Origin of the sequence: Streptomyces sp. NPDC058872, from assembly GCF_042743065.1 — a bacterium.
GTDB lineage: Bacteria > Actinomycetota > Actinomycetes > Streptomycetales > Streptomycetaceae > Streptomyces.
The window spans coordinates 43486-69424 of the sequence record NZ_JBHYMK010000016.1; the positions used below are offsets into that span (position 1 = coordinate 43486).

At 71.4% G+C, this 25939-nt stretch carries 17 protein-coding genes and 3 pseudogenes; 5 read left to right on the plus strand and 15 right to left on the minus strand.

Features of this window, described 5'->3' with window-relative positions; all coding sequences use genetic code 11:
- Positions 1–190: 190 nt before the first annotated feature.
- Positions 191–1452, minus strand: a pseudogene (locus ACFW22_RS12810) (hypothetical protein); the annotation flags it as partial.
- 36 nt (positions 1453–1488) lie between these two features.
- On the opposite strand from ACFW22_RS12810, the gene ACFW22_RS12815 reads away from it, so the two are divergent.
- Complete coding sequence (locus ACFW22_RS12815) at positions 1489–1992, plus strand: hypothetical protein (protein WP_386402322.1); 504 nt, start codon at positions 1489–1491, stop codon at positions 1990–1992.
- 120 nt (positions 1993–2112) lie between these two features.
- Positions 2113–2535, plus strand: coding sequence for a DUF6924 domain-containing protein (locus tag ACFW22_RS12820; protein ID WP_386402325.1), 423 nt, complete (start codon positions 2113–2115; stop codon positions 2533–2535).
- A gap of 34 nt (positions 2536–2569) precedes the next feature.
- Here ACFW22_RS12820 and ACFW22_RS12825 read toward each other — a convergent pair.
- Positions 2570–2984 (minus strand): annotated as a pseudogene (locus tag ACFW22_RS12825) (transposase); the annotation flags it as partial.
- Positions 2985–3490: 506 nt separating this feature from the next.
- Here ACFW22_RS12825 and ACFW22_RS12830 point away from each other — a divergent pair.
- Positions 3491–5170 (plus strand): DNRLRE domain-containing protein, encoded by a 1680-nt coding sequence (locus ACFW22_RS12830; protein WP_386402328.1) that lies wholly within the window; start codon positions 3491–3493, stop codon positions 5168–5170.
- A 904-nt stretch (positions 5171–6074) separates the two neighbouring features.
- On the opposite strand, the gene ACFW22_RS12835 is transcribed toward ACFW22_RS12830, so the two are convergent.
- From ACFW22_RS12835 to ACFW22_RS12860, 6 genes are all read right to left on the minus strand, one after another.
- On the minus strand, positions 6075–6905 hold the full coding sequence (locus tag ACFW22_RS12835; protein WP_386402331.1) for a DUF1295 domain-containing protein: 831 nt from the start codon (positions 6903–6905) through the stop codon (positions 6075–6077).
- On the minus strand, positions 6902–8215 hold the full coding sequence (locus ACFW22_RS12840) for a class I SAM-dependent methyltransferase (protein ID WP_386402334.1): 1314 nt from the start codon (positions 8213–8215) through the stop codon (positions 6902–6904). The genes ACFW22_RS12835 and ACFW22_RS12840 overlap by 4 nt, the downstream gene beginning before the upstream one ends.
- Entirely contained in the window at positions 8212–9522 is a 1311-nt protein-coding gene (locus ACFW22_RS12845) for a class I SAM-dependent methyltransferase (RefSeq protein ID WP_386402337.1), read from the minus strand. Before ACFW22_RS12845 ends, ACFW22_RS12840 begins: the two co-directional genes overlap by 4 nt.
- Positions 9519–10319, minus strand: coding sequence for a DUF1365 domain-containing protein (locus ACFW22_RS12850; protein ID WP_386402340.1), 801 nt, complete (start codon positions 10317–10319; stop codon positions 9519–9521). Before ACFW22_RS12850 ends, ACFW22_RS12845 begins: the two co-directional genes overlap by 4 nt.
- Positions 10316–11572: an NAD(P)/FAD-dependent oxidoreductase gene (locus ACFW22_RS12855; protein ID WP_386402343.1), complete on the minus strand. Its 1257-nt coding sequence runs from the start codon at positions 11570–11572 to the stop codon at positions 10316–10318. Before ACFW22_RS12855 ends, ACFW22_RS12850 begins: the two co-directional genes overlap by 4 nt.
- A gap of 586 nt (positions 11573–12158) precedes the next feature.
- Positions 12159–13532, minus strand: a complete 1374-nt coding sequence (locus ACFW22_RS12860; protein WP_386402346.1) for a cryptochrome/photolyase family protein — start codon at positions 13530–13532, stop codon at positions 12159–12161.
- Positions 13533–13951: 419 nt separating this feature from the next.
- Between ACFW22_RS12860 and ACFW22_RS12865 the strand changes: the two genes are divergently transcribed.
- Entirely contained in the window at positions 13952–14575 is a 624-nt protein-coding gene (locus tag ACFW22_RS12865; RefSeq protein ID WP_386402349.1) for an RNA polymerase sigma factor, read from the plus strand.
- Positions 14576–14723: 148 nt separating this feature from the next.
- On the opposite strand, the gene ACFW22_RS12870 is transcribed toward ACFW22_RS12865, so the two are convergent.
- The 5 genes from ACFW22_RS12870 to ACFW22_RS12890 all read right to left on the minus strand — a co-directional run bounded on the left by ACFW22_RS12870 (position 14724) and on the right by ACFW22_RS12890 (position 21674).
- Positions 14724–15965: an FAD-dependent oxidoreductase gene (locus tag ACFW22_RS12870; RefSeq protein WP_386402352.1), complete on the minus strand. Its 1242-nt coding sequence runs from the start codon at positions 15963–15965 to the stop codon at positions 14724–14726.
- Positions 15966–16122: 157 nt separating this feature from the next.
- Positions 16123–17706, minus strand: coding sequence for an SDR family oxidoreductase (locus tag ACFW22_RS12875; protein WP_386402355.1), 1584 nt, complete (start codon positions 17704–17706; stop codon positions 16123–16125).
- 314 nt (positions 17707–18020) lie between these two features.
- The gene (locus ACFW22_RS12880) at positions 18021–19067 is read right to left on the minus strand and encodes an ABC transporter ATP-binding protein (RefSeq protein WP_386402358.1); all 1047 of its coding nucleotides are present in this window, start codon (positions 19065–19067) and stop codon (positions 18021–18023) included.
- Entirely contained in the window at positions 19064–20653 is a 1590-nt protein-coding gene (locus ACFW22_RS12885) for an ABC transporter permease (RefSeq protein ID WP_386402361.1), read from the minus strand. The genes ACFW22_RS12880 and ACFW22_RS12885 overlap by 4 nt, the downstream gene beginning before the upstream one ends.
- Before the next feature lies 1 nt (position 20654).
- A complete protein-coding gene (locus ACFW22_RS12890) occupies positions 20655–21674 on the minus strand; it encodes an iron ABC transporter substrate-binding protein (RefSeq protein WP_386402364.1) in 1020 nt (339 codons plus the stop codon).
- A 173-nt stretch (positions 21675–21847) separates the two neighbouring features.
- On the opposite strand from ACFW22_RS12890, the pseudogene ACFW22_RS12895 reads away from it, so the two are divergent.
- A pseudogene (locus ACFW22_RS12895) lies at positions 21848–24337 on the plus strand (AMP-binding protein); the annotation flags it as partial.
- 182 nt (positions 24338–24519) lie between these two features.
- On the opposite strand, the gene ACFW22_RS12900 reads toward ACFW22_RS12895, so the two are convergent.
- A complete protein-coding gene (locus ACFW22_RS12900) occupies positions 24520–25164 on the minus strand; it encodes an L-threonylcarbamoyladenylate synthase (RefSeq protein ID WP_386402367.1) in 645 nt (214 codons plus the stop codon).
- Positions 25161–25814, minus strand: a complete 654-nt coding sequence (locus tag ACFW22_RS12905; protein WP_386402370.1) for a carbonic anhydrase — start codon at positions 25812–25814, stop codon at positions 25161–25163. Before ACFW22_RS12905 ends, ACFW22_RS12900 begins: the two co-directional genes overlap by 4 nt.
- Positions 25815–25939: the final 125 nt, after the last annotated feature.

Genomic DNA, 25939 nt, shown 5'->3' on the forward strand with positions numbered 1-25939 from the left:
TGTCATCGCCCTCGAACGAGCCGGGCGGCGCTCGGCTACCGGCCGAGCGCCGGCGGAACCGGTACCCGGGGACTCAGCCCGCCCGCCGCAGGGCACGGGCCAAGCGAGACCTGCGGCCCGGTCACAGGAGGAGCAGCACCGCCACACCCCACAGCACTGACAGTGCCACGAGTGGCGGTCCGACCGGCAGGTTCTCCCGCTCACGGCGCCACTGCCCGCGCTCCACCAGCCCCGGGCCGGCCGGCTTCACCGCGGTGACACTGCACTGCACCGACACCTCGACGTCGTCTTCGTCGTCGCACGCGACGAAGGCGACTTCGGCGCCGTCCCCGTCCTCGTCCGCCTCTTCTTCTTTCTCGAAGGCGTACAGCGAAGGGAAGTGCAGGATCGGCCGAAGGCCCTCCCGGTCGTCGGCCGCGAACACCCAGGTGCGGCCGTCGTCGTGCCCCTCGCGCACCAGCACGCGCAGCACCGACAGCGGCCCGCGCCGCAGCCGCTGCGAACGCGTCCGCCCCTCCGCACCGTTCGCGAGGAACGCCAGCCCTGCGACGGAGCCGGCCAGCGTCAGCAGCTCCCAGCCGAAGACGTCGTACGGCTCCGCGACCAGCGCCGCCCAGTCGCCGTCCACGACGACGTCAACCCGGTTTCCCACAGGGAAGTCCTCGGGGTAGACCGTCTCGAAGCGATGGGTACGCCCGTCGGCCTCCACTTTGACGATGCCGATGTCGTCGTCCTGCTCCAAGGCCGTGACCCGTCCGGGCAGGTGCGCGGCCCCCGCGGCCCGTTCCTCGTACGCGTCGACGACCTGCTGCACCTGCCAGCAGCCGAACCCGGCGACGCCCAGCAGCAACGCGGCCAGGACGAAGGAGAGCCGGCCCCGGCGGAACGTCCGCGCGGCGGCGGGCAGCGGCCGTGCGACCGGCCCGGCCGCCACCAGGGCCCGCGCCCACTGCCGCCCCGCGACGGCCAGCCGGTGGATGAGCCCGGCAGCGGTGAACGCGGTGACCATCAGGAACGCGAGCGCGGACGGCTCACCGAGCACCGCCGTGAAGCCGCCTTCCACGGCGAACCCCGTCAGCGTGGCCGCGAGCCCCGCGAGCGCGAGCCGCGGCTGCCGCCACACCCCGTACAGGGTCAGCAGCAACACGACGGCTATCCCGAGACCGAGCCAGTCGGTGCCGCACGGGTCGGCGGACGTGCAGGGGGCGACGGGAGCCTCCACGATGTCCCACGCCAGCGAGGTGACCAGCGCCAGCAGCGCCCACAGAGGGTGCGCTCACCGGGCGGGCACGGCAGCGAGCCAACGCTCGGCGTTCGGAGTCCGCCACTCGGCGGTGCCGGCGGTATGTGTTCGGCGGGCAACGGCACGGGAGGTCTGCTCACCCGCGCATTATGACCACGCGCGATGTACCGGACGGCTAGTGGCTCGTCACGCGGCCTTGGCCGGGCCATCAACGGTGTCAGTGATCGCGGCTATGGTTTCCGGTCATGGGGTTCTCGGGGTCTTTCGTCGTGGCGCGAGCCGGGCGGCCACTGGCGGAGTTGGCCGCGATGCGGGCCACGGACTGTCTGCCGTTCTGGTGGGCACGTGATGGCGAGTGGCAGATCCTGCAAGCGTGCCCTGTCGCGGATCCGGACCCTTCGATCATCGACGAGACGCGTGCTTCCGTCCTGGTCTCTCATGTGGTCGACAGCGACTTCGCGACAGTTCAGGCAGCGAGTCCCGATGGCATGTCATGGCAATGTGCTTTGTCGCCGGAGATGGCGCGGGATTACGGCTTCCCCGGTGAGTGGATCGGTGATTCGGCCGAAGTGAGTGAGCGAGCTGCAGCCTGGGCTCGGGGGGCCGGCCTTCAGCCGGACCTGGTGGCACTCAGGGCTGCCCTGGTGGCTGAGTGTGATCCGCTGGCGGAGGACTTGGTCTTCGCGCTCGTTCACGCCTTGGGGTTCCGGTTCCGTGACGGGGTCGCCCTGGAACCGCCGGCGGCGTGATCGAAAGAGCGTTTTGTCCTGGCGGGGGTGCTTGGTATCGCCGGGTTGCTTGAGGAGTTCTGCCGATGCGGGGGCCTGGTCCGGGCCGTCGGTGTCAGCGGCAGGTGAGAGGATCACGAGATGTCCCTGCCTCAGCCCGATGATCTGACCTCGCTGGTCCTGCGTACCGACTTCGGTGACGAGGGGGCCTGGGAATCGGTTCGATTCGCACTTGACGCGGCTGACGAGTACCCCCATGCCACATATGTCAGCGAGCTCCGCTTCGCCGACGTGAGGGCCCAGGCATTGATGGCTGAAGAGGTTGCTGCGGACGAAGACGAGCAGGTCGTTTACGTGTTTCTGGCGGACGCAGTCACGATGAAGGATCCGGTTCACCCGCTCCTGGCCGTAGATCTCTCAGACGAGCCCGGGCGAACGTTCAGGGTCCCCGCTCGGTGGTTTCCTGACGTCTCGGCCAACCTCAGCATCGCCAACATGGACTTTGCGGAGTTCGCCGATGCCGCTGATGAATCAGGGACCTTCCGCGGCTTTGGCGAGGGCTGACGCTTGCTCGTCGCGGCCCGTTCGGGCGCTATGTGAGGACCTTGAAGCCCTTCTCGCCGGGGTGGCGGCGGATGACTTCGACGTCGGTGCCGAGGCGGGCGCCGTGGTCGATGGCTGTAGTGCGGTAGCCGGTGTCGGCCCAGGCCTTCGTCGCCTGCGGGTGAGCCTGTGCGACCGGTGAGAGCACCTGAATGCCGCCGGCGCCGTCGGAGGCACTGGCCGCGGTGACCAGCACGGCCAGGAGGGGGCCGAGTGCGTCGACGCCGATGTGCCGTTTGCGGCCTGCGTTCTTCTTGCCCGCGTCGACGCCCTGGCCGGCCGCAGGCACGTTGGCCGAGGTCTTGACCCTTTCCTCTTCGCGCGGCCCGCCAGGCCGTCAGAGTCGGTTCCAACAGTTTCCAACGGGCATCGGACAAGTCGCTCGGATACGGTCGCGGCCTGCGAGGCACGTTTCCGCAGTGCTGATGTCGGCTGTTCCGTTCCAGGGCACAAACAGGCGCGACAGGAGGCGCATTGGGAGCAGAAAGGAGCGAAGGAATCGAAACGGATCCTCGACCGTCGTCACCCGCCGCAGATGCCACGAAGACGGCCCTCGGCCGATGCGCCGGCGACGGTCGGATCGGCGGGCGAGACGTCCAAGACGGTGATGTCGCATCGGTCGTTCAGCAGTCGGACCCCCTACCTGCTTCATGACCCGACTCCCGCACGCCCCGGAACCTGCAACGGCCGTGGCCTCTGACACCATGACGCATCCATAAAAATCGAACACACAGGGGGCGCGCACGTGCGTCGCAGTCTGATACGACTTCTCGGGAAGAGAAGCATCCTCGCCGCGAGTGGTGGCCTGGCGATTGCCGCTTCGCTGCTCGTGCCGGCCGCAGCGTCGAAGACACCGGACGTTCCGGAGCTGAGGACCGAACCGGTCGCCACGGGGGCAGTCCCCACCGTCACCCCCATGGTGCAGACCGGACCTCGAAACATCATCAAGCGTCTGCAGGACACCTACATCAGCAGCACCGACGACGCAGACCACTCGCAGGGGCACCTCCTGCATGTCGGCACGCCCGACAACGGAGCGACGAAGTACCGGAGCTTCATGCGCTTTGACGTGTCCAAGCTCCGCGGCGCGCCGATCAAGCAAGCCACCCTGCGCGTCTACAACTCCTTCGTCTCCGACTGCACGGCCAACGCGTGGATGGGCGTCTACCCGGTGACCTCGGCGTGGGACCAGGCCACCATCAACTGGGCCAACCAGCCCGCTGTCGGCGCGGGCAGAGGCACCTGGTTCGGCGTCGGCAACCCGAAGTGCCCCGACGTGCCGAACAAGACCAACCCCGCCGCGTCCAACGGCATCAAGCGCATCGACGTCACCGACTGGGTCAAGGGCTGGGCGGACACGAGCCTGCCGAACTACGGCATCAGGTTCAGCGCCGCCGAGAGCGGCACGTCCGGCTACAAGGACTTTTGCTCCATGAACCCGGTGGGGTCCGACTACGCGTGCCACGCCGCGTACAACACTCCCACCCTCGAGGTCGAATTCAACGAGGGGCACACTCCGATCATCTCGGGCAACGAGTTCGGCCCGGCATACCCGAACAACTATCCCACCACGCACTCGGCACTTGAGTTCTTCGACTCGACCGCCCCTTCCGTCTGGCTGAGCTCCGGGCCGTACCAACGCTGGATCCCCGACGCCTACCACTCCGTCTTCGACGCGAGCCTAAAGGGCGACGCCTGGAAGGGGGGAACCTCGCACAAGCTGCGCCCCGGCGGTCCGTACGGCGGCACGGTGCTGGTCACCGGCGACGGCGCCAGCGGCTTCGTCGGCGTGGTCCCCTATCCGTCGCTCGCCGGCTATCACTGGGCCATCAACGTGGGCACCACCGGAAACCTCCACGGCGTCGAGATGCTGCCGAACGGCAGCATCGTCGTCGCGTTCTCCGAGGCCGTCCCCGGAGCACCCCAAGGCGGCGTCGCCGTCTACACCAAGGCCCAGGGTGCACCCGGATCCTGGAACGCCGCGCCATCCCAGATCTTCGAGTTGGAGGACGCGCACGAGGTCTCGTACGACCCGGCCTCCGGTGCCCTGTGGGCCGTCGGCGGAAAACAGCTCGTGAAGTACCCCTACGCCGGAGGGAAACTCGCGCCCCCGCAGGAGAACGACGTGTTCGACCTGCCCAAGCAGAGCGCCACGGGAGATGCCTGGGGGCACGACGTCAGTCCCGTGTACGGAAACTCCGACCGTCTCTGGGTGGCGAGCAACGGGGGCATCACCCAGTTCTCCAAGAGCGGCTCCGTTCGCTGCCACTTCGGTACGAACGACAGCCGCTGGCCGAAGGCCTCGTTCGTTCAGGGCGCGGAGAACCGTTGGTGCAAAGACTATGCCGCCGAATTGGCGATCAACAGCCGCAGCCTGGTCAAGAGCGTGGGTGACGACCCGACGTCCGGCGTCGTCCTCTCCACTTGTTCGGGCAACCTCGACGCTTGCCCGGAGACCCAGATGTCCGACCCCAAGGCGCTCTGGACATCGGCGTACATCCGGTTCATCGCCGAGAACGGCACTGCGTCGATCAAGGCGGCCTCGCCGTCGGACCGACACTACAAGGCGACCTGGGCCGTTCCGGCCTATCAGTGATCCGGTCTGCCGCGCCCTGAAAGGGCCGTGTGCGAATCGAAGGGGCGGCCGACGGCGTCGGCCGTCCCTTCGGGCGCCTCGCCGGGGTGGCCACCCCGGCCGACCCGAATCCGAGCGAGCTCCTGGCCGAACCCGCTCGGCCCCTGCCCTTGACCGTCGGTCACCATCCGACTCCGCCGACCGAAAGTGCCGCTGCCATGCGACCCGCCCTCTTCGCCCTCGATCTCCCCGGTCCCGGACGACTGAGCACCATGGCCCGACCCCGCGGCAACGACTGGCGTGAAGACGAGATGACCGCGCTGAAGAACTACGGCGTCGACATCCTGGTCTGCGCGCTCACCGGTACCGGAACTCAACGAACTCGGCCTCGCAGACGAACCCCGGGCAGCCACGGCAGCTGGGCTGCAGTTCGTCGCGGTACCCGTTCCCGACCGCTCCGTCCCAGACCGCACCGCGATGTGGCCGGAGTGCCACGATCCCCCCGACGACCGCGCGAGGAGACACCTGGGCACCCGGGACACCGGCCCCTTCGGCACTTCGCCGAGGCAGTGGGACGAAGCTGTGAACTGGGCGCAGTGGTGTACAGGAGACCACCCGCCTGCGCGACCTCCTTCACCCTCCGATCCGGTGGCCGGTCCTCCGGCTGAGAACGCCTGCGGGCCGTGCCGTCGTCCAGGGGCGGCCACCAACGAGGCGCCCGCCCGTCCGCGTTCCCGTCGTGGGAAGCAGCCGGGCGGGCTCCGTGGACCACGCGCCACCCGCGTTGGCGGAGCGCCGTCCGCGCCTGACCGCCTCCGTTCCGTGACGCGTGCGAAACGTCATCGGATCGCGGGGCGGGGGCGCTTCGGACCGTTCCTCTTCGACGGCGCCCCCTGTCCTCCTCGGCGGGCCTCCCCGTGCACCGTCATCGCCGAGCGGCGCGCGGGGTGGTGGCGGGGCGGCGCGGTGGCCTGGGGAAGAAACCACTGGTCCGTTCCCGGTACTCGGCGTAGCCGGGGCGTTGTGCCATGTGGTTCTCCAGCAGTCGCTTGCCGCTGCCGAAGATCAGCAGGCCGCTCATCACGATCGGTGAGACGAGGGTGAGTGCGGCGGTCTGCCACGTGGCGCACGCGGTGAGGTACAGCCCCCACCAGACGAGGAAGTCGCCGAAGTAGTTGGGGTGCCTGGTCCAGCTCCACAAGCCCTGGTCCATGATGCGCCCCTTGTTCGCGGGGTCAGCCTTGAAACGGGCGAGCTGGTGGTCGCCGGTCGCTTCGAAGAACACGCCGCAGGCCCACAGGACGAGGCCCAGGATCGCCACCCCGTCCAAGGGGTCGGGCAGCAGCACCGCCACCTGGACCGGTAGCGAGACCAGCCAGACGAGGGCGCCTTGGAGGAGGTAGACGGTGCGCAGGGCGTAGAGGGTCGGATTGCCCCGGGCCCGGGCCAACATGCGGGCGTACCGGGGGTCCTCGCCGTGGCCGCGGCCCCGGCGCGCGATGTGAAGGGCGAGCCGGAGCCCCCAGACGACGGTGGCGAGCGCGACGGCCGTCCTTCGGGCGCCGTCGCCGTAGCCGCTGGACAGTGCCCAGGAGACGGCGGCGACTGCGGCGAAGGCCACGCCCCAGGCGATGTCGACGATCCGGTGGAGGCCCTTGGCGCGGCCGATGGCGAAGGTGACCAGCATGACCGCCAGGGCCGTACCGGCCGAGGCGCCCAGGACGAGCACGAGGCCTTGTGCGTCGACGGCGGTCATGCGCCGGTCCTTCCTGCGTACCAGTGGGCAGGCGTGGCGGGCATGGCCGCCCGGCCGAGCCGGTCGGTGTGTACGGCGAGGATCTGGTCGACGCCCATGCGGTGCTGGGCGAAGGCGAGGCTGCTTCCCACCAGGTAGAGGCGCCAGACGCGTGCGGTGGGCTCGCCGACGAGGGAGGTGAACTCGCTCCAGCGTTCCTCCAGCGTGCGGTGCCAGGCGTCGATGGTCCTGACGTAGTGCTCGCGCAGGGACTCCGTGGAGCGCGTCTCGAAGCCCGCGGCCTCCAGGAGGGAGAGGGTGTCGGCGAGTGGACGCATGTGCATGTCGGGGACGATGTACTTCTCGATGAAGGGGCCCCCTCCCGGTGCCACCGCTCCGCGGGACATCTGCTGGACGAGGAGCCTGCCGCGCGGCCGGAGCAGTTGGTGGAGGCGGGTCGCGAAGAGGGGATAGTCGGTGTCACCGACGTGCTCCCCCATTTCGATGGCGGTCACCGCGTCATAGCCGCCGCCACTGATCTGGCGGTAGTGGCGCTGTTCGACCTCGACGAGGTCGTCCAGGCCTTCGCTGCGCACCCTGGCCCGCACGTGTGCGGCCTGTTCCCTGGAGAGGGTGACGGCGGTGACGTGCACGCCGTGGACGCGGGCGGCATGCACGGCGAGTGCGCCCCATCCGCAGCCGATGTCGAGCAGGCGCATGCCCTTCTGCAGTCCGAGCTTGCGGCAGATGAGTTCGAGCTTGTCGTGCTGGGCGTCGGCGAGGGTGTAGTCGGGGTCCTCCGGTCGCGTCCAGTAGGCGCAGGAGTAGGCCATGGACTCGTCGAGGAGGAGTGCGTAGAAGGCGTTCGACAGGTCGTAGTGGTGGCTGATGGCGGCGCGGTCCCGTGCATCGGTGTGGAGCCGCCCGCGCAGGGACGCCCGGGGTGCCCCCGGTTGCGCGGGGCGGAGCCCGGCCGCTCCGAGGGTGAGTGCGGTCAGTCCGGCCCGTGCCAGGTCCTTGGGGCGGGGCCGTGCCGCAGCCTGCTCGCCCAGGCTCTGCCGTACGTGTCCGAGGCTGGTGCGGAGGTCGTCCTCCGTGTCGATGTCGCCGGCGATGTAGGCCTCGGCGAGGCCGAGTTCACCGGGTTGCCAGAGCATGCGGCGCAGCGCTCGTGGGGTGCGGACGACGACGGTGGGGGCGTCGTTCGGCCCGGCGGTGCTGCCGTCCCAGGCGACCAGCCGTACGGGCAGGGGGCCGGGGGGCAGGAAGGGGGCGAGGGCTGCCGCGAGGAGCGGAGCGGCCCCCGGGGAAGTGGGTCGCTTCGTGGTCATCGGGTTGCCTCCGGCTGGCTGGCCTCGGTGAGCAGGAGCTGGCGGACGTCGAGGTACCGGGCTCGGAACCCGGCCTCCGAGTAGGCGAGGTAGAGCTCCCACATGCGGCGGAAGACCTGGTCGAAGCCGAGCCCGGCGACGGCTTCGTGCTCGCGCAGGAACCGTTCGCGCCACAGCCGGAGGGTTTCGGCGTAGTGCTGCCCGTAGCCGGTGTCGTGGACGATGTCGAGGCCGGCAGCGGCGCTGTGCTCGGCGATCGCTTCCCGGGAGGGGATCAGGCCGCCGGGAAAGACGTACTTGCTGATCCAGGTGTGGGTGCGGGCGGTGGCGAGCATCCTCTCGTGCGGCATGGTGATCGCCTGGAGCGCGATGCGACCGCCGGGGGACAGGGACCGGCGCAGCGCACCGAAGTAGGCGGGCCAGTATTCGGCGCCGACGGCCTCGATCATCTCCACGCTGATGACGGCGTCGTAGCGACCCTCCACCTGGCGGTAGTCGCAGAGTTCGACGGTGACGCGGTCGGCGTGTCCCGCGGCGGCGATCCGGTCCGTCGCCAGGGCCCGTTGCTCCGCGGAGAGGGTGATGGTGTGGACGCGGGCTCCGCGGGCCGCGGCGCGCAGGGCGAGCTCGCCCCAACCGGTGCCGATCTCCAGGAGCCGTGTGCCGGGGCCCACCTCGGCGAGGTCCAGGAGCCGGTCGATCTTGCGGTGCTGGGCTGCGGTGAAGCCCGCGCCGTCTGCCGGTAGGGCGTCGAAGACCGCCGACGAGTAGCTGAGGCTGGGGTCGAGGAAGAGCGCGAAGAGCTCGTTGGAGAGGTCGTAGTGGCGGTGGATGTTCTGGCGGGCTCCGTCGATCGAGTTGCGGTCGAGGTGGGGCCTGCTGCGCACCCAGGCGCCGCGCAGTCGGCGGAGCGGAGCGGGGACGAGGTCGTCCACCTGGCGGGCGAGGACGGTGAGGAGACCGACGAGGTCGTCGCTGTCCCATTCGCCGGCCATGTAGGACTCGCCGAAGCCGATGAGGCCGTCGGCGCCGATCCTCTGGTGGAAGGCGTCCGGGTCGTGGAGCGTCAGGGTGGGGGCGGTGTCGACTCCTTGGGCCGTGGTGGCGGCCGGCCGGGGGACGAGGGACGTGGTTATGCGCAGCGGAAGACGGGTGAACGCACGTTCCAGGAGGGTACGCGCCACGGCCGTGCGCAGCGCGGAGGCCGGGGGCCGTCGGGCGACGTCCGGCCACCGTGCGAGGTCGATCGTGGTGGGACGGTCGAGGTCGGGGTCGGACGTGGACACCGGGGGCAACGAGAGGGTCACAGCTTGTCTTCCTGGATGGAGGTGACGGGCCGGGGTCGGATCTTCAAGCCCTTGAGGTACAGGCGGATCCCGTGGAAGCGGATCCCGAGCGAGACCGCTGCGGTCGACCACGGGTGGCGCACCGCGGCGGCGAGGAGGGTGCGTGTCCCCGCGGGCCGGTGGGTGCCGCGGACGGTGGCCGTCAGGGGGCGGGTTCCGTGGGCTTGACGGAGTTGGACCGTGAGGTCGAGTCGGTCTCCGGGCAGCGGCAGGCGCATCCGGTAGGTCCCCTCCAGATCGAGGAAGGGCGAGACGTAGAACTCCTTCGGGACCTGGTCGCGTCCCCGGGCGTCGGGATGGAGGAGGTAGCAGTGGCGTTGGCCGTACGTGTTGTGCACCTCCGCGACGACGCAGACGAGGCGGCCGGCTCGGTCGTGGCACCAGTACAGGGTGAGCGGGTTGAAGACGTGTCCCAGCACCCGTGCGTGGCCCAGCATCAGGATCCGGCCGTCGACGTCGGGGACGTCGTGGTCGGCGAGGAAGGCCTCCAGGCCGGCGCGCAGGGTGGGTGCCGCGCCGCCGAAGTGGTCTCGGGGGTCGAAGCGGGCCAGCGGGCGCAGCAGCGGGGGGAGCACGGGCAGGTCGTCGATGTCGACGAGCCAGAAGTACGTGCGGTGGCGGAGCCGGTGGGAGATCGGGGTGACCCTGGTGTGCACGACCTCGCTCGGGTAGAGCGCGGGGAGGTGCGGCGGTCCGGGGGCCGCGGCCGGTGGGGCACTGGTGTCGGGGGCGGTGGTCGTGCTCCGTGTGCCGCTCACCAGTCCACCCCCAGGGAACGGGCCGCCTCGACTCCCGAGCGGCAGCCGTCCTCGTGGAACCCCCAGCCGTGGTAGGCGCCCGCGTAGGCGGTGACGGTGGTGTTCAGCTCGGGGAGCATGCGCTGGGCGGCAACGGATTCGGGCGTGTAGACGGGGTGTTCGTAGACCATGCGGGCGAGGACGCTGGATTCGTCGACCCGGTCGCCGGGGTTGAGCGTGACGACGTGGGGTTCGGCGGAGCCCAGTCGCTGGAGGCGGTTCATGTCGTAGCTGACCTGGACCGCTTCGGGGCGTGCGGTGCAGGAGGGCAGCCAATAGTTCCAGGACGCCCGAGCGTGCGGAGAGCGGGGCAGCAGTGAGGTGTCCCGGTGCAGCACCGTCGGGTTGCGCGAGTAGGTGAACGCGCCGAGTACGCGCCGTTCCTGCTCGGTGGGGTCGGCGAGCAGGCGCAGTGCCTGGTCGGGGTGGACCGCCAGGACGACGGCGGAGTGCGTGGTGGACTCGCCGTCCTCGGTGGTGACGCGGGCGTGCTGTGCTCCGCGCGTGACGCTGCGGACCGGGGTGGAGGTGCGGACGGCCGTGAGCCTCTTGGCCACCCGCTCCACGTAGACGGCGGATCCGCCCGTGACGGTCTTCCACTGGGGCGACCCGGTCACCGAGAGCAGGCCGTGGTGGTCGAGGAAGCGGAAGAGGTACGCGGCGGGATAGCGGAGCGACGTCTCCGCGGGGCAGGACCAGACGGCCGAGACGAGCGGAATCGCGAAGTGCGCGATGAAGTAGGGGGTGAAGCGGCGCTCCCGGAGGAAGTCGCCGAGCGTCATGGTCTCGTCCCCGGCTTCCAGGAGTGCGCGGGCGGACCGGTGGAAGCGGGGAACGTCCGCGAGCATGCGCAGGTGGCGTCCGCGCAGGAGGTTCCCCCCGCCCAGGAGCCCGCGTGCGCCACGGGCTCCGGCGTACTCCAGTCCGCAGCCGTCGCACCGGACGGACATGCTCATTTCCGAGTCCTGGGTCTGCACCTCCAGTTCGCGGAAGAGTCCGACGAGATGGGGGTAGGTGCGCTCGTTGTGAACGATGAATCCCGTGTCGACCCGGACGGTTCCGCCTTCGCGGGTGGGTAGTTCATGGGTGTGGGCGTGGCCCCCCAGCCGTTCGTCCGCCTCGTACAGGACCACGTCGTGGATGCGGGACAGGACGTGGGCTGCCGTCAGACCGGCCACTCCAGCCCCCACCACCGCAACGCTTCGCCGGTTCATGTTCTCCGCCCCTCATTCCACGGGCCTCGGCGCGTGGTGCCCGTCGTTCACGTCATGGGTTGTTCGTAGCCGCTCCCCCATCGGATGGGGGCGGTTCGAGCGCAGCTCCGCAGGATCGGCCGTGGTTCTCGACCGGTCCCGCCCCGGACTCCCTCCCGGGGCCGCATCGGGTTCGTGCCCGGTGCACCGTGCAGGAGCGCGCTTTTCATCGCTGCGCCCCGGTCCGCCCGGTCCCGGTGGTACGGGAGCTTCGGGCCGCCGGTCGCCTTCCCCGGATTCCGGTGCTTCGAGCGGCACTGGGCCCCGGGGAGGGGCGGGTTTCAGGTGGTTCCCACGTGGTGTCCCTTTCCTGACGGGTCGGGCGCGCTGCTGATGCTGTTCTTCGTGCCTGCTGCTCAAGGTTCTTCCGACGAGGAGGAACGCAACAAGCTGCATCGTTTCCGCGTCGAATAACAACGCTGCAGCGTTCCCCGTCCGCAGGCACCGCGGCGGGCCTCGGCCTCGGTTTCCGGGCCGCCGTCGGACGGACCGCCGGCACGGTCGCCCCCTCGACCGTGCCGGCTCCGGCGCTCGGTGGGCGGTACCGTCAGTCGGCCTCGCGGGCCCGGCGGAAGCGCGCCAGCCCGTCCGCGAGGGCGATGAGGGGGTCGGGATAGTCGTAGCCGGCCCGGTCGAGGCCCGTGAGGGTCCACGGTTGGTGGAGCGCGGGCACCGACAGACCCGCGAGTTCGGGCACCCACCGGTGGACGTAACGGCCTTCGGGGTCGTAGCGCTGGGCTTGGCGGATCGGGTTGAGGACCCGGTTGGGGCGGGTGTCCGTGCCGGTCCCCGCGACCCATTGCCAGTTCAACTGGTTGTTCGCCACGTCGCCGTCCACCAGGAGGTCGAGGAAGTGGCGGGCGCCCTCGCGCCAGTCGACATAGAGGGTCTTCGTCAGGAAGGAGGCCGTGATCAGGCGGGCGCGGTTGTGCATCCACCCCTCGTGGGCGAGCTGACGCATCGCAGCGTCCACCACGGGGTAACCGGTCCTGCCCTCGCGCCATGCCCGGAAGTCGGCCTCGGCGTCCTCGCCCCGCCTCCAGCCGTCGCGACGGGAGCGGTACTCCCGGGCCGCGACTTCCGGCCGGGCGGCCAGGACCTGGTGGTAGAAGTCGCGCCAGCACAGCTGGCGGACGAACGCCTCGGCCCCCGCCCCACCGCGCGCCCGCGCCCGGTGGACCGCTTCGAAGGGCGAGAGGGCCCCGAAGTGGAGGTAGGGGGACAAGCGCGACGTGACGTCGCCGGCAAGGTCGTCGTGCCGGTCCGCGTAGGAGTCGCCGTGGTGCGACATCCAGGCCGCGAGCTGCTTGCGGCCCCGGCTCTCGCCACCGGCGGCGAGGCCCGCGGACACCCCTTCGACCGCGGACCGCAGGGGAACCTCCTCCGATCGGACCGCATGCGGCACCTGCACGGCCCGGGGGGCCGGAAGCGGTTTGCGCAGGGGTTCCCCGACCCAACGGCGGTAGTAGGGGGTGAAGACCGCATAGTGGTCGGATCCCTGAGGGGTGAGGTCACCGGGCGGCACGACCGTGGTCACGGCATCGTGCACGTAGAAGCGGCAGCCGTCCGGCTCGAGCGCGCTGCGGAGCCGCTCTTGGCGGACGCGGGCGAAGGTCGAATAGCCGGCTGCTACGTGGACCTCGTCGGCCTGCACCTGGCGGACCACGGCACACACCTCGGCGACCGTGTCACCGCTGCGCACGACCAGCCGACCGCCCCTGTCCCTGAGCGCCCGATCGAGGTCGGCCAGGCAGTCCGCGAGGAAGGCCAACCTGTTGGGAGCCGCGAATCCGGCCCGGTCGACGGCGGGGTCGCGCACGAACAGCGGAACGACCTCGTGTGCGCCTTCCAGGGCGGCCCGCAGGGGCGGATGGTCGTGCACGCGGAGGTCCGACGTGAACAGGACCACGGAAACGGTCATGGCAGTACTCCTGGGTTTCGGCCGGCGGGCGTACGAGGGGACTCAGCCGGCCGACCACTGAGCCACCTTCTGGTTACCGCGCCGGCCGCCCGGTCGGATGCGCAGGACGGGATCGCACGTGTGACCGGGCGAAGGGGTGACCGGGCGAAGGGGTGACGGTCGCGGGGCGGTTCCGCGCGCAGGAGGGGTGAGGGATGGGGGTGGATGTCGTCACGGATCGTTCGTGCATCGCTTCGGTCCGCCCGCTCCCCCGCAGGTGGGCCGCCCCTGTTCTTCCTGTTCTTCCTCGGACTCCGCCCGGGGGGATGCCGGAGCCGCACCTTTCCTCATATTTCAATGCAGATTCGATGCGAATTGAATAGCGCAGCGTTTTGCGTGATGTTCGTGGTGACGCTGGCCTTCCCACTGAGGAGCAAGCCATGAACGCCGCCCGGCACAGTTCCCCCACCACCACCGACCGCGCCCACCGCGGCGGTTCCACCGCGCGAGCGTGCCAGGACGCGGAGCAGGAAGCACTGTCGGCTCGCTTCGCCGCCGGTGAGGAGGGTGCCCTGGCCTCGGCTTACGAGCAGCTGGCACCTTTGGTGTACACCCTGGCCCGACGCTCCCTCGGCGACGTCCAGGACGCGGAGGACGTCACCCAGCAGGTGTTCCTCGCCGCATGGCGCGGACGTGCGGGGTACCGGATCGAACGCGGTCCGCTCGCCGGCTGGATCGTGGGCATCACGCGCCACGTCATCGTCGACGCCCTGGCCGCACGCACCCGCCGGGCGGATACGGAACGCGCCCTCGCCAGCCGACACGCCGATGTGATCCGGAACCTGAACGGCGACGAGAGCGACCTGGCGCTCAACCGCGTCCTGGTCCAGGAGAAGCTGACCATCCTGTCCCCCGTGCAACGGCGGCTCGTCCGGATGGCCATCTACGGGGACATGACCCAGGCGAAGATCGCCGAGGCGACCGGTCTCCCCCTGGGCACCGTGAAGAGCCACATCCGCCGCGGCTTCCAGGCGCTGCGGCCCGTGATGGACCCGTCCCGCTGACCCCGGCCGAAGCGCACGGCCGTGCCCGGCGCGACGACCGCGCCCCCGCACGACGGCCGTCCGTTCCCTTCGTCCGGGCATCACCCGGGTGGCCCGCCGGACGGTGCGGACGGGGGAACGAGATCCCGTCCGCCGCGGACACCCGGCGTCACGCGCGTCCGAGATCGGCCAGGACTTCGCGGGCCGCCCGCGCGCCGGACGCCATGGCTCCCTGTACGGACCCCGTGGCCCGGTGGTCACCGCACACGTACACCCCGGCGTCGAGACGGGTGGTACGCGTCAACGGATGCGGAGGCGGCATGGCCGGGAGCGCGTCCCGCACCGTGATCCGGTGCACCGTCTGCCAGGAGCGCGTGTCGGTGTCGTAGGCCTCCGCAAGCGCTTCCCCGAGGCGGGCCTCCTCCCCGGGCGGCAGCTCTCCGAGCACGGAGGTCGACACGAGGGCGCGACCGTCCCGTGCGTAGCCCGGATGTACCTCGGTGAGGACGCAGGTGTTCAGGAAACGCAGCTGCGGGTCCACGACCAGGGCGGGCTCGGGCAAGGGGGAGCGCTCGGCCGCGTGATAGACGGTGGTGACGGTCCGTCCCGACGGAACCCGCACTCCGGGGAGCAGTCGGGTGGCGGCGGTCATGCCCGTCGCGACGACCACGGCCGAGGCGCCCACCACGGCTCCGTCCGCGAGCCTCACTCCCCCGTCGACGAGACCGTCGACGGGCGTCTCGGTGTGCAGCACGCCCGGGGGGAGGCGAGCGGCCAGTTGTGCGGGGACCGCTCCGATGCCTTCCGCGGGAAGGCAGAGCGTGCCCCGCAGGAAGCTGCGCCAGACCAGGTGGAAGACGCGCGCCGAGGTCTCCAGTCCGTCTTCCAGGAACACCCCCGAGAGGAAGGGCCGGAAGAAGGTCTCGACGAGTTCCGGGGAGGCGCCGGCCCTCGCGAGGGCGGCCCGGGTCGTGCCGTCGCGCCTGCTCCTCACCAAGGAGGCGGGTTCCAGCAGGTCACGGGCGGACAGGAGGCCCATGGCGAGCAGGTCGCGCGGAGAGGCCGCCCGGCCGGTCAGCAGATCGGCACTGCCGCGGAGGTCGCGGGTGGGATCGGTGAACCTCCGCCTCCCTCCGGCGGTGGACACGAGAACGGCCGGAGCGAAGGGACGCAGTCTCAGCGCACGGAGGTCGAGTCGCCTCTTCACCTGCGGGTAGGAGGTGTTGAGCACCTGGAACCCCCGGTCGACGGTGAAGCCGGCGACCCGGTCGGTGCGCATGCGACCGCCCGGTAGCCCGTCGGCTTCCAGCAGCCGAACCGTGAGTCCCGCATCGATGAGGTCCGCCGCGCAGACCAAACCGGCCACCCCCGATCCGACGACCACGACGTCGTACGGTTCCTCGCTGAACATCACCGTGCTCCTTGGTCCTGGTGCTCGAAGTCGACTCGCCCGCGGTTCGGCTCCGCGGCTCCGGGGCCCTTCCGGCGGGGCCGGCGCGGAGCCCCTCCCGTACCGCGCCTCTCCACCGGCCGACGTCTGCCGGCCCGTCGGGGGCCGGCGGCCCCCGTCACGTCCGGTGGGTCTCGTGCAGTCCCCCGCGCGCAGCGGAGGAGCCCCCCGGTCGCTGCGGCGCCGCGGCCCGTTGCCCCTGCTTCTCGGCCCGCTCGGCCGTCCGCGCGATGTTCCTGGCCATGCCGCCGAAGACGACGGCGTGGAAGGGAGCCACGCTCCACCAGTACAACTGGCCGGCCAAGCCGCGGGGATGGAACAGTGCGCGCTGGTGGTAGCGGGTCCGCCCGGAGTCGTCGCGGTCGGCGACCATCTCCAACCAGGCAAGACCGGGCAGGCGCATCTCGGCGCGCAGACGCAGCAACCGCCCGCGCTCGATCTCCTCGACCCGCCAGAAGTCGAGGGCGTCGCCGACCCTCAGTCTCTGGGCGTCCCGCCGGCCGCGGCGCAGGCCCACTCCCCCGACGAGCCGGTCGAACCATCCGCGCACGGCCCATGCCAGGGGGAAGGAGTACCAGCCGTTCTCCCCGCCCACGCCTTCGATGACGCGCCACAGCGCTGCCGGGGTCGCGTCGACGGTGCGGGACCGTTCGTCGACGTAGAGGCTTCCGCCCGCCCAGTCGGGGTCGGTGGGCAGCGGGTCACTGGGCGCACCGGGCAAGGAGGCGGAGGACCAGCGGGTGGCGACCTGGGCGTCGCGCACCCGCTGGAGGGCCAGCTCCAGGGCCTGGTCGAACCCCATCGGATGGCCGGGTCCATCGGGCACGTACTGCGTGATGTCGTTCTCGGTGCACACGACCTCGTAGCGCAGCGACTCCGCCAGGGGGCGCGCCAGGGAGGCCGGGACTGGAGTGACGAGACCGATCCAGTGGCTGGACAGCCGGGGGGTCAGCACCGGGACGGAGAGGATCAGCCGCTGGCGCAGCCCGGCGACGCGCGCGTAGCGCATCATCATGTCCCGGTACGTGAGGAGGTCGGGGCCGCCGATGTCGAAGGTCCGGTTGACCTCGTCCGGCATGCGTGCGCTGCCGGCCAGGTAGCGCAGGACGTCACGGACGGCAATGGGCTGGACCCGGGTGCCGACCCAGGTGGGCGTCACCATGACCGGCAGGCGTTCCGTCAGGTAGCGCAGCATCTCGAAGGAGGCCGAACCGGAACCGATGACGACGGCGGCGCGCAGCACGGTGGTGGGCACGCCGGATTCCAACAGGATCCGCCCCACCTCACTGCGCGAGCGCAGGTGCGGGGAGAGGTCTTCCTCGGGAATGCCGGAAGGGGTGAGGCCGCCCAGGTACACGATGCGCCCGACACCGGCGGCGCGGGCGGCCTCGGCGAAGGTGCGGGCGGCACGGCGGTCGGTCTTCTCGAAGTCGGCCGTGGAGGTCATCGAATGGACCAGGTAGTAGGCGACGTCGATGCCGTCCATCGCCCGCCTCAGGCTCGGGGCGTCGGTGACGTCTCCGGGGACGATCTCCGCCTGCTCGGCCCACGGGAGGTCTTCGAGGTGGGCGGGGTTCCGGGCGACGCAGCGGACCCGGTGTCCCTGCTCCAGCAACTCGGGGACGAGACGGCCGCCGATGTATCCGCTGGCACCCGTGACCAAGCAGTGCAAACCGTCTGCCGGTTTCGAAGACGCGGGCATGAAGTGCTCCGTTCCCTGGAGGGGCAGCGGTTGCTGCTCTTCCACTGCCGTGCCGCCTGGCTCGCCGGCCGTCGGGGGCACCGGCCGTCTGGGAGATACTTCGCCCGCAACCCCGGTGAGGGATGCGCCGCGGTGTGTTTCTGGGTCCTTACGGCGTAATGCCTCCGGGCGCCGCCCCCGGTTGCGGGGGCGGCGGCCCGTTCCCGTGGGGTCGGCGCCCGGAGGGCCGCGGCGGGCGGGGAGGAGCGACGGGGGCGCAGGCCGGGGGGCCGGGACGTCACGGCGTCGGGCTCCGGCGGGCCCCTGGGCACGGTTCAGTCGTGGTGGGGGTGGACGGTGGCCTGACCGGTCAGCCGGACGCCGACCCTCCGGCCCGGTTCCTGACGGAGCGGGCCCGAGGTCCGGATGTCGACGGGTCGGTCGAGCCCGTCGACCGCCACGGTGATCATCGCGTCGTGCCCGAAGAAGCGCACCTCGGTCACCACGCCTTCGACGTCGGCCTCCTCCGGCCCGGTGAGCCGGAGTTGTTCGGGGCGCAGCAGCACGACCCCCTCGCGGAGCCCTTCCGGGGTGGTCGCGAGGGGGACCCGTCCGAGGACGGTGGTGGCCGTGTCCTTCTCGACCGTGCCGGGAACGAGGACCGCATCGCCGACGAACGAGGCCAGCCAGGGGTCCACGGGGCGGTGGTAGAGCTGCTGCGGGCTCGCGCACTGGGCGACGCGGCCGTCCCGGAGCACGGCGACCAGGTCGGCGGTGGACAGGGCCTCTTGTTGGTCGTGGGTGACCAGCAGGCCGGTGGCGCCGCTCTCCCGCAGCACGGCCCGGACCTCCGCCCGTACGACACCGCGCAGCCCGCTGTCGAGCGCGCTGAACGGTTCGTCGAGCAGCACGAGGTGGGGCCGGGGGGCGAGCGCACGGGCGAGGGCCACGCGCTGTTGCTGACCGCCGGACAGCTCGTGCGGCATCCGCTCGCCGTAGCCGGGGAGTCCGACCAGATCGAGCATCTCCCCGACGCGGGAGCGCTTGGCCGCCCGGTCGAGGCCCCTGAGCCCGAAGGCGATGTTCCGGGCCACGCTGAGGTGGGGGAAGAGGGCGCCCTCCTGGGGGACGATCCCGATGCGACGCCGTTCGGGCGGCAAGTGGACGCCCGGGCCGCTGAGGGTCCTGCCGGCGACGGCGACGGTGCCGGAGTCGGCCTTCAGGAAGCCCGCGATCACCCTCAGCAGGGTGGTCTTGCCACAGCCGGACGGTCCGAGGACGGCCGCGAGCGCGCCTCCGGGAACGCTCAGGTCGAGCCCGTCGAGGATCGGCGCCCCCGGGCCGTACCCCTTGACGACCCGGCGTACCTCTAGCTCGTTCATGTGCGGTGCCTTCCGAGGAGGTACGAGGGGACGGCGGCCAGCAGGATCAGTGCCGCCGCGTACGGAGCAGCCGCTGCGAACGATCCGGTGCCGGTTTCCGTCCACAGTCGGGTGGCGAGGGTGTCCATGCCGGTGGGGCGCAGCAGCAGGGTGGCGGGGAGTTCCTTCATGCAGACCACGAAGGTGAGGGCCGCGCCGGCGGCGATTCCGGGGGCCGCGAGCGGCACGGTGACCTCGCGGAGGACGCCGAAGGGGCTGCGCCCCAACGAGCGGGCCACGTCGTCGAGGACCGGTGGTGCCTGGAGCACGGCGGCTCGGGTGGCGCCGACGGCAACGGGCAGGAAGAGGACCGCGTACGCACAGATCAGCAGCGGGGTTTCCTGGTAGAGGGGGCGGGCGTAGCGCACCGCGAAGAAGACGAGCGCGAGCGCGACGGTGATGCCGGGAACGGCGTGGCCCGCGTAGGCGGCCTGTTCGAGGAGGTGGGCGAGCCGGCCGCGATGGCGGGCGGCGATGATGCCGACGGGCAGCGCGAGCAGTGCGGTGAGTGCGGCTCCCCCGGTGGCGACGCCGAGCGTGGTGAGCGCGGTGCCGGTGAGTGCGGCCGGGTCCCAGGTGGCGGAGGAACCGACGGCCAGCCAGTAGCCGAGCGTGGCGAGCGGGAAGCCGACCGCCAGGGTGACGATCGCGGTGCACCAGGCGAGGGCGAGCGGCTGGAGCCGGCCGAGGCGGGCGGGAACGATCCGCCGTGCGGTTCCCTTTCCGGTGCGGGAGTAGTCGGCGCGTCCGCGGGTGCGGGTTTCGGCAGCGACGAGCAGCACGGTCATCACCACGAGCACCGCGCTGAGGGCGGCGGCCGGGGTGCGGTCGAAGCTGGCCTGGTACGAGGTGTAGATCCCCCGGGTGAAGGTGTCGTACCGCATGAGCGAGACGGCACCGAAGTCGGAGAGCACGTACAGCGCGACGAGCAGTCCGCCACCGGCCGCGGCGGGGCGGAGTTGGGGGAGGGTGACGCGCAGGAAGGTGCGCACCGGTCCGTGCCCGAGGGAGCGCGCCGCCTCCTCGTGCCCGGGGTCGGTGCCGCGGAGCGCGGCGGCGACCGGGAGGTAGACGTACGGGAAGCACGCCAGGGTCAGTGCGACCGCCGAGCCGGCGAAGCCGGCCAGCGAGGGTGCCGCGGACAGCCAGGCGAACGCCGTGACGTAACTCGGGACGGCCAGTGGCAGGGTGACCAGGACGGACCAGGCGCGGGCCCCGGGCAGGGCGGTGCGGACGGTCAGCCAGGCGAGCGAGACGCCGATGGCCAGGCACGCCGCGACGACGACGGCGGCCAGGCCGAGGCTGCGCACGAGCAGTTCGGCGGTGCGTTCGCCGGCGATGGTGTCCCATGCGCGGGCGGGGCCGTGTTCGAGGGCGCGGACACCGAGGTAGCCCAGGGGCAGGACGGCCAGCAGGGCGGCCGCCGTGGCGGGCACGACGAGGGTCCAGGAGGGGCGACCGGCGGCGCGCGCCCGCCCGCGGGATGCCGGAGCACCCTCCGGGCGGGCGGCGTCGTCGGTCCGGAGCGGGACGTCCAGTGCGGTCACCTCAGACGAGTCCGACGTCCTGGAGCATGTCCAGGGTCTGCTTGAGGGAGTCGAGCCGTCCCAGGTCTATCTTCGGCGGCTGGAGGCCCTCCAGCGGTGGGACTCCGTCCGCTGCCTTCACACCGGCGGCCAGGGGGTACTCCTTGGTCTCTTCGGCGAAGTACTTCTGGGATTCCGCGGAGAGGAAGAAGTCGACGGCCTTCTGGGCGTACGCGGCCTGCTTCTCGTCGGCGCCCTTGAGGATGCCGACACCGGCGACGTTCACGAGGCCGCCGGGGTCGCCCTCGGGCAGGTAGTGCACCCTCGCCTGGATCTTGTCGGCACCGGTCTCCGCGGCCCGCTCGTACCAGTAGTAGTGGTTGATCAGGCCGAGTGCGACCTCGCCCTTGTCGACGGCGTCCAGGACCTTGAGGTTGCTTTCGTAGGCCTTGGGTTCGTTGGCCTTCAGGCCCTTGAGCCAGGAGCGGGCGGCGGCGTCGCCCTCCAGGACGCGCATGCCGGTGACGAAGGCCTGGAAGGAGGCGTTGGTGGGGGCGAAGCCGATCTTGCCCTTCCACTCCGGCTTCACGAGCTCGTGGACGCTGTTCGGCGGGGTGGGGACCTGGCCCGGGTGGTAGCCGAGGACACGGACCCGTCCGCTGACTCCGGTCCAGTCCCCCGAGGAGCTGCGGTAGGTCGGGGCGACCTTGTCGAGGGTGGCCTGCGGGAGCGGGGCGAGGCGCTGCTCCTTGGAGAGTGCGCCGAGGGCGCCCGCGTCCTGGGAGAGGAAGAGTCCTGCCTCGGTGTGGTCGCCCTCTTCGAGGAGCTGGGCGGAGAGTTCGGCGCTGGCGCCGTAGCGGACCTCGACGTTGGCGCCGAGGTGCTCCTCCAGCCTCTCGATGAGCGGCTTGACGAGGTTCTCGTTGCGACCGGAGTAGATGACGAGGTCGGCCGGCTCGTCACTGCCGCAGGCGGAGAGCAGGGGGCCGAGCAGGGCTGCTGCGGCGAACGCGGTGAGGGTGCGGGCCGTGGGGCGGCGCATACGGGTGGTGCCTTCCTGCAGTCATCTATCAAGCGAACCTATGGATAGGGCATTGATAAGGTAAAGCTAACCTAAGGGTCAAGTCAGTCTTTGGTAACGGCGAGGTCGCGATTCGACATCCGGAACCACACCCCCCTCTTTTCGGTAAGGAAAGGCTTACCTACGATGCGCGCATGACGCTCCTGCCCGCCCCGGCCGTCGACGGCCGGGTCCTCCCCCTCGCACGCGACCTCGCGGTGCACGGCGACCGCACCGCCGTCGTGACCCCCGGCGGCGAACTCTCGTACCGCGCGCTGGCCGGACGGGTCGAGGAGGTCGCACGACGACTGGGACCCGAACGACGGCTGGTCCTGCTCCCCGGGGCCAACACCGTCGAGGCCCTCGTCGTCCACTTGGCCGCGCTGTCGGCCGGCCACGTGCCCCTGCTGGTGCCGGGCGACCACCCGGAGGCCGTCGCCGCGCTGACCGCCGCGTACGACCCCGACGTCGTCGTCCACCCCGGGGCGGAGGACGGACCGCGGATCGAGGAACGGCGGTCCGGCTCCGCGCACTCCCTCCACCCCGACCTGGCGCTGCTGCTCAGCACCTCGGGCTCGACCGGCTCCCCGAAACTGGTCAGGCTCTCGTACGAGAACCTCCAGTCCAATGCCGAATCGATCGCCGCCTACCTCGACATCCGCGACACCGACCGCGCCGCCACCACCCTGCCCCTGTACTACTGCTACGGACTCTCGGTGGTCCACAGCAACCTGCTGCGGGGAGCGGGAATCGTCCTGACCGACCTCTCCGTCGCGGACGCCTGCTTCTGGGACCTCTTCCGCAAGGCCGGCGGAACCTCGCTCGCCGGCGTCCCCTACACCTTCGACCTGCTCGACCGGGTCGGGTTCGCCGAGATGGACCTCCCCCGCCTGCGGTACGTCACCCAGGCCGGCGGGCGGCTCTCCCCCGAGCGGGTCACGCAGTACGCCGCACTCGGGCGGTCGCAGGGCTGGGACCTCTTCGTGATGTACGGCCAGACCGAGGCGACCGCACGCATGGCGTACCTGCCGCCCGCCCTCGTCGCCGACCACCCCGGGGCGATCGGCATCCCGGTCCCCGGCGGCTCCTTCCACCTGGAGCCGGTCGAGGAGGCCTCCGGAGCGGACGACGTCGGCGAACTCGTCTACACGGGCCCGAACGTCATGCTCGGTTACGCCCTCGCCCCCGAGGACCTCTCCCTCGGTCGAACCGTCGATGCCCTGCACACCGGCGACCTCGCCCGTCGCACCGGGGCCGGCCTGTACGAGATCGTGGGCCGCCGCAGCCGCTTCCTCAAGATCCTCGGTCTGCGCATCGACCCGCAGCAGATCGAGGCCCTGCTCGCACGACACGGTCTGGACGCCCTGTGCACGGGCGACGACGAGGGCGTCACGATCGCCGTGGAAGGCGGGCGGGAACGGAACCGCCGGCGGATACGAAGACGCGTGGTCGACGCGTGCGGCCTGCCCGCCCGGACCGTCCACGTCCACACGGTGCCCGCGCTCCCCCGACTGCCCACGGGCAAGCCGGACTACCGGGCCGTACGGGCCCTGACCCGCCCGGCCGAAACGCCCCGGACGGACGAGGGCGGAGCCGCGGACGACCTGTGCGCGCTCTACGCCCGGATCCTGGACCGGCCCGACGTGACCCCGGACAGCTCGTTCGTCTCCCTCGGCGGCGACTCGCTGTCCTACGTGGAGATGTCCCTCCAACTGGAGGGACGCCTGGGCCGTCTGCCCCTCGACTGGCACCTGACCTCCATACGCGACCTGGAGGGGCACGGTGGAACGGCCGGACGGGAGCCGGCACCGGAGGCACGGTCACGGCGGCGGAGCGTCGAGACCAGTGTCATCCTGCGTGCGGCGGCCATCGTGTGCATCGTCGGCTCGCACATCCGGGTCTTCGAGGTCCGGGGCGGGGCGCACCTCCTGCTCGCCGTGGCCGGGTTCAACTTCGCCCGCTTCCTGCTCGCCTCGCCCGAGCGCCGTGAGCGGACGCGCCGCTCGGCCCGCAGCATCGCCCGGATCGCCGTGCCCACCATGGCCTGGACCGCCTTCGCGCTCCTCATCACCGATGACTACGGCCTGTCCAACGTCTTCCTGCTGCACAATGCGCTCCGGCCCGAGGACATGGGGTCGGGGATCCACCTCTGGTTCGTCGAGGCCCTCGTCTACATCCTGCTGGCCGTGACGGCCTTGCTGGCCGTCCCCACCGTCCACCGCCTGGAACGCGGCTTCCCGTTCGGATTGCCGCTCGCCCTGGCCGGGATCGGCCTGCTCGCCCGCTACGAACTGGTGGGCCTCCCGGCCCGGGCCCAGATCACCGATGCGGTCACCGTGTTCTGGCTCTTCGCCCTCGGTTGGGCAGCGGCGAGGACGCGCACCCCGATGGACCGGCTGCTGGTGACGGTGATCGCCCTGGCCGCCCTCCCGGGCTTCTTCCCCGGCGAGCCGCGCAGGGAGTCGTTCGTCGCGGTGGGCTTCTGCCTGCTGGTGTGGTTCCGCACGCTGCCGAGCAGTCGTCGCCTCAGTCAGACGGCGGGTCTGCTGGCCGGCAGTTCACTCGCCATCTATCTGACGCACTGGCAGGTCTACCCGGTCTTCGACGGCGTCTCGAAGCACCTGGCGCTCGTGGTCTCCCTGGCCGTCGGCATCGGCTGCACCGCGGCCGTCACCCGGCTCGCCGCTCTGCGCGGGAACCGGGACGGAGGTACGGCCGCGCCGCGGGGCGCGCGGAGCGAGAGCACGTCGCCGATCACCGGGCCCCGGCCGGGGCGTTCCCGTGGGGGCTCCACGGACAGGAGGCCGGAGCCCGGTGTGCGGGGAGGTCACTTCCGCCGGAGGGCGGGCACCACCTCTCGGAGGGCGGCCTCCGAGAGGGTCCCCTCACGGACGAGGAGCGGTTGCGCCCCGCTGAGGTCCACGATCGACGAAGAGACGGCACCGGGCGTGCGCCCCCCGTCGAGGTAGACGGCGACCGATTCCCCCAGCATGCGTCGTGCCTCGGCGCACTCCTGGGGGGAGGGCCGGTCGGTCAGGTTGGCGCTGGACACGGCGAGCGGGCCCGTCGCCGAGAGCAGGTCAAGCGCCAGGGGGTGGTCGGGCATCCGGACCGCAACCGTGCCGCCGGTCTCGCCGAGGTCCCAGTCCAACGACGTCCGGTGGCGCACCACGAGCGTGAGACCGCCCGGCCAGAACGCCCGGATCAGCGCCTCGGCGGGTTGGGGAAGCCCATCGGTCAGCTGCTGGAGCGCCGCCGGAGAGTCCACGAGCACGGGGGAGGGCTTGTGGCGCCCCCGCCCCTTGGCCGCGAGCAGCGCAGCCACGGCCTGCGGGGAGAAGGCATCGGCCGCAACGCCGTAGACGGTGTCGGTGGCGAGCACCACGAGCTCGCCCCGGCGTACGGCAGCGCCGGCCTCCAGGAGGCCGGCGGCCTTCTGCTCCGGGTCGGAGCAGTCGAAGTACGTGCTCATGAGCTCGCTGTGGCCTCTTCGGGTGCTTCCTGCTCGTCCAGGGCCACGCCGCGCGCGGTGACGAGGCGCGCATTGCCCTCGGCGAGGGCGTAGCCGAGACCGACGACCGCGACCTCGCCCGCTTCCACCTGCTGCGACAGCGTCCGGGAACGGTCGAGCAGAAGGTCCACCGTGTGGCGGATGTGCTCGTCGATGATGTCGCTGTCGGCGGTCAGACCGGCTGCGCGCGCGGCGAGGATGCTGGGCGTGACGCGCTCGACGACGTCCCGCACGAACCCTCCGGTCTTGAGACCGTGTTCGACCGCTTCACGGGCTGCCGCGACGGCGCCGCAGGAGTCGTGGCCGAGCACGACGACCAGTCGCGCACCGAGCACACTGGTCGCGTACTCGACGCTGCCCAGCACCTCCGTGCCCAGGACGTGGCCGGCGGTGCGCACGACGAACAGGTCGCCGAGCCCCCGGTCGAAGATGATCTCGGCGGCGAGCCGCGAATCGGAACAGCCGAGGATGACGGCGAAGGGGTCCTGCCCGGGAGCCAGCTGGGAGCGGCGGGCGGCGTCCTGGTTGGGATGGTCGGGCGCGCCCGAGACGAAGCGCTCGTTTCCGGCGAGGAGCGCGGCGAGGGCGACCGTAGGTGAGCTTCTTGGCATGGGCCCACCCTATGGTCTGGCCGCCCGTCGAACGCGGGCGACCCCTCGCCCCGTGTCGGGCGCGCCCCCGTCCACCGGTGGGGTGCTCCCGGGTGCGCCGCGCCCCGCTGCGCCCGGGTGCCCGG

Bases quoted from the DNA above. Each gene is read 5' to 3' on its own strand.
- ACFW22_RS12815 (WP_386402322.1), top strand. From the start codon at position 1,489: ATGGGGTTCTCGGGGTCTTTCGTCGTGGCGCGAGCCGGGCGGCCACTG.
- ACFW22_RS12820 (WP_386402325.1), top strand. From the start codon at position 2,113: ATGTCCCTGCCTCAGCCCGATGATCTGACCTCGCTGGTCCTGCGTACC.
- ACFW22_RS12830 (WP_386402328.1), top strand. From the start codon at position 3,491: ATGGTGCAGACCGGACCTCGAAACATCATCAAGCGTCTGCAGGACACC.
- ACFW22_RS12835 (WP_386402331.1), bottom strand. From the start codon at position 6,905: ATGACCGCCGTCGACGCACAAGGCCTCGTGCTCGTCCTGGGCGCCTCG.
- ACFW22_RS12840 (WP_386402334.1), bottom strand. From the start codon at position 8,215: ATGACCACGAAGCGACCCACTTCCCCGGGGGCCGCTCCGCTCCTCGCG.
- ACFW22_RS12855 (WP_386402343.1), bottom strand. From the start codon at position 11,572: ATGAACCGGCGAAGCGTTGCGGTGGTGGGGGCTGGAGTGGCCGGTCTG.
- ACFW22_RS12860 (WP_386402346.1), bottom strand. From the start codon at position 13,532: ATGACCGTTTCCGTGGTCCTGTTCACGTCGGACCTCCGCGTGCACGAC.
- ACFW22_RS12865 (WP_386402349.1), top strand. From the start codon at position 13,952: ATGAACGCCGCCCGGCACAGTTCCCCCACCACCACCGACCGCGCCCAC.
- ACFW22_RS12870 (WP_386402352.1), bottom strand. From the start codon at position 15,965: ATGTTCAGCGAGGAACCGTACGACGTCGTGGTCGTCGGATCGGGGGTG.
- ACFW22_RS12875 (WP_386402355.1), bottom strand. From the start codon at position 17,706: ATGCCCGCGTCTTCGAAACCGGCAGACGGTTTGCACTGCTTGGTCACG.
- ACFW22_RS12880 (WP_386402358.1), bottom strand. From the start codon at position 19,067: ATGAACGAGCTAGAGGTACGCCGGGTCGTCAAGGGGTACGGCCCGGGG.
- ACFW22_RS12890 (WP_386402364.1), bottom strand. From the start codon at position 21,674: ATGCGCCGCCCCACGGCCCGCACCCTCACCGCGTTCGCCGCAGCAGCC.
- ACFW22_RS12900 (WP_386402367.1), bottom strand. From the start codon at position 25,164: ATGAGCACGTACTTCGACTGCTCCGACCCGGAGCAGAAGGCCGCCGGC.
- ACFW22_RS12905 (WP_386402370.1), bottom strand. From the start codon at position 25,814: ATGCCAAGAAGCTCACCTACGGTCGCCCTCGCCGCGCTCCTCGCCGGA.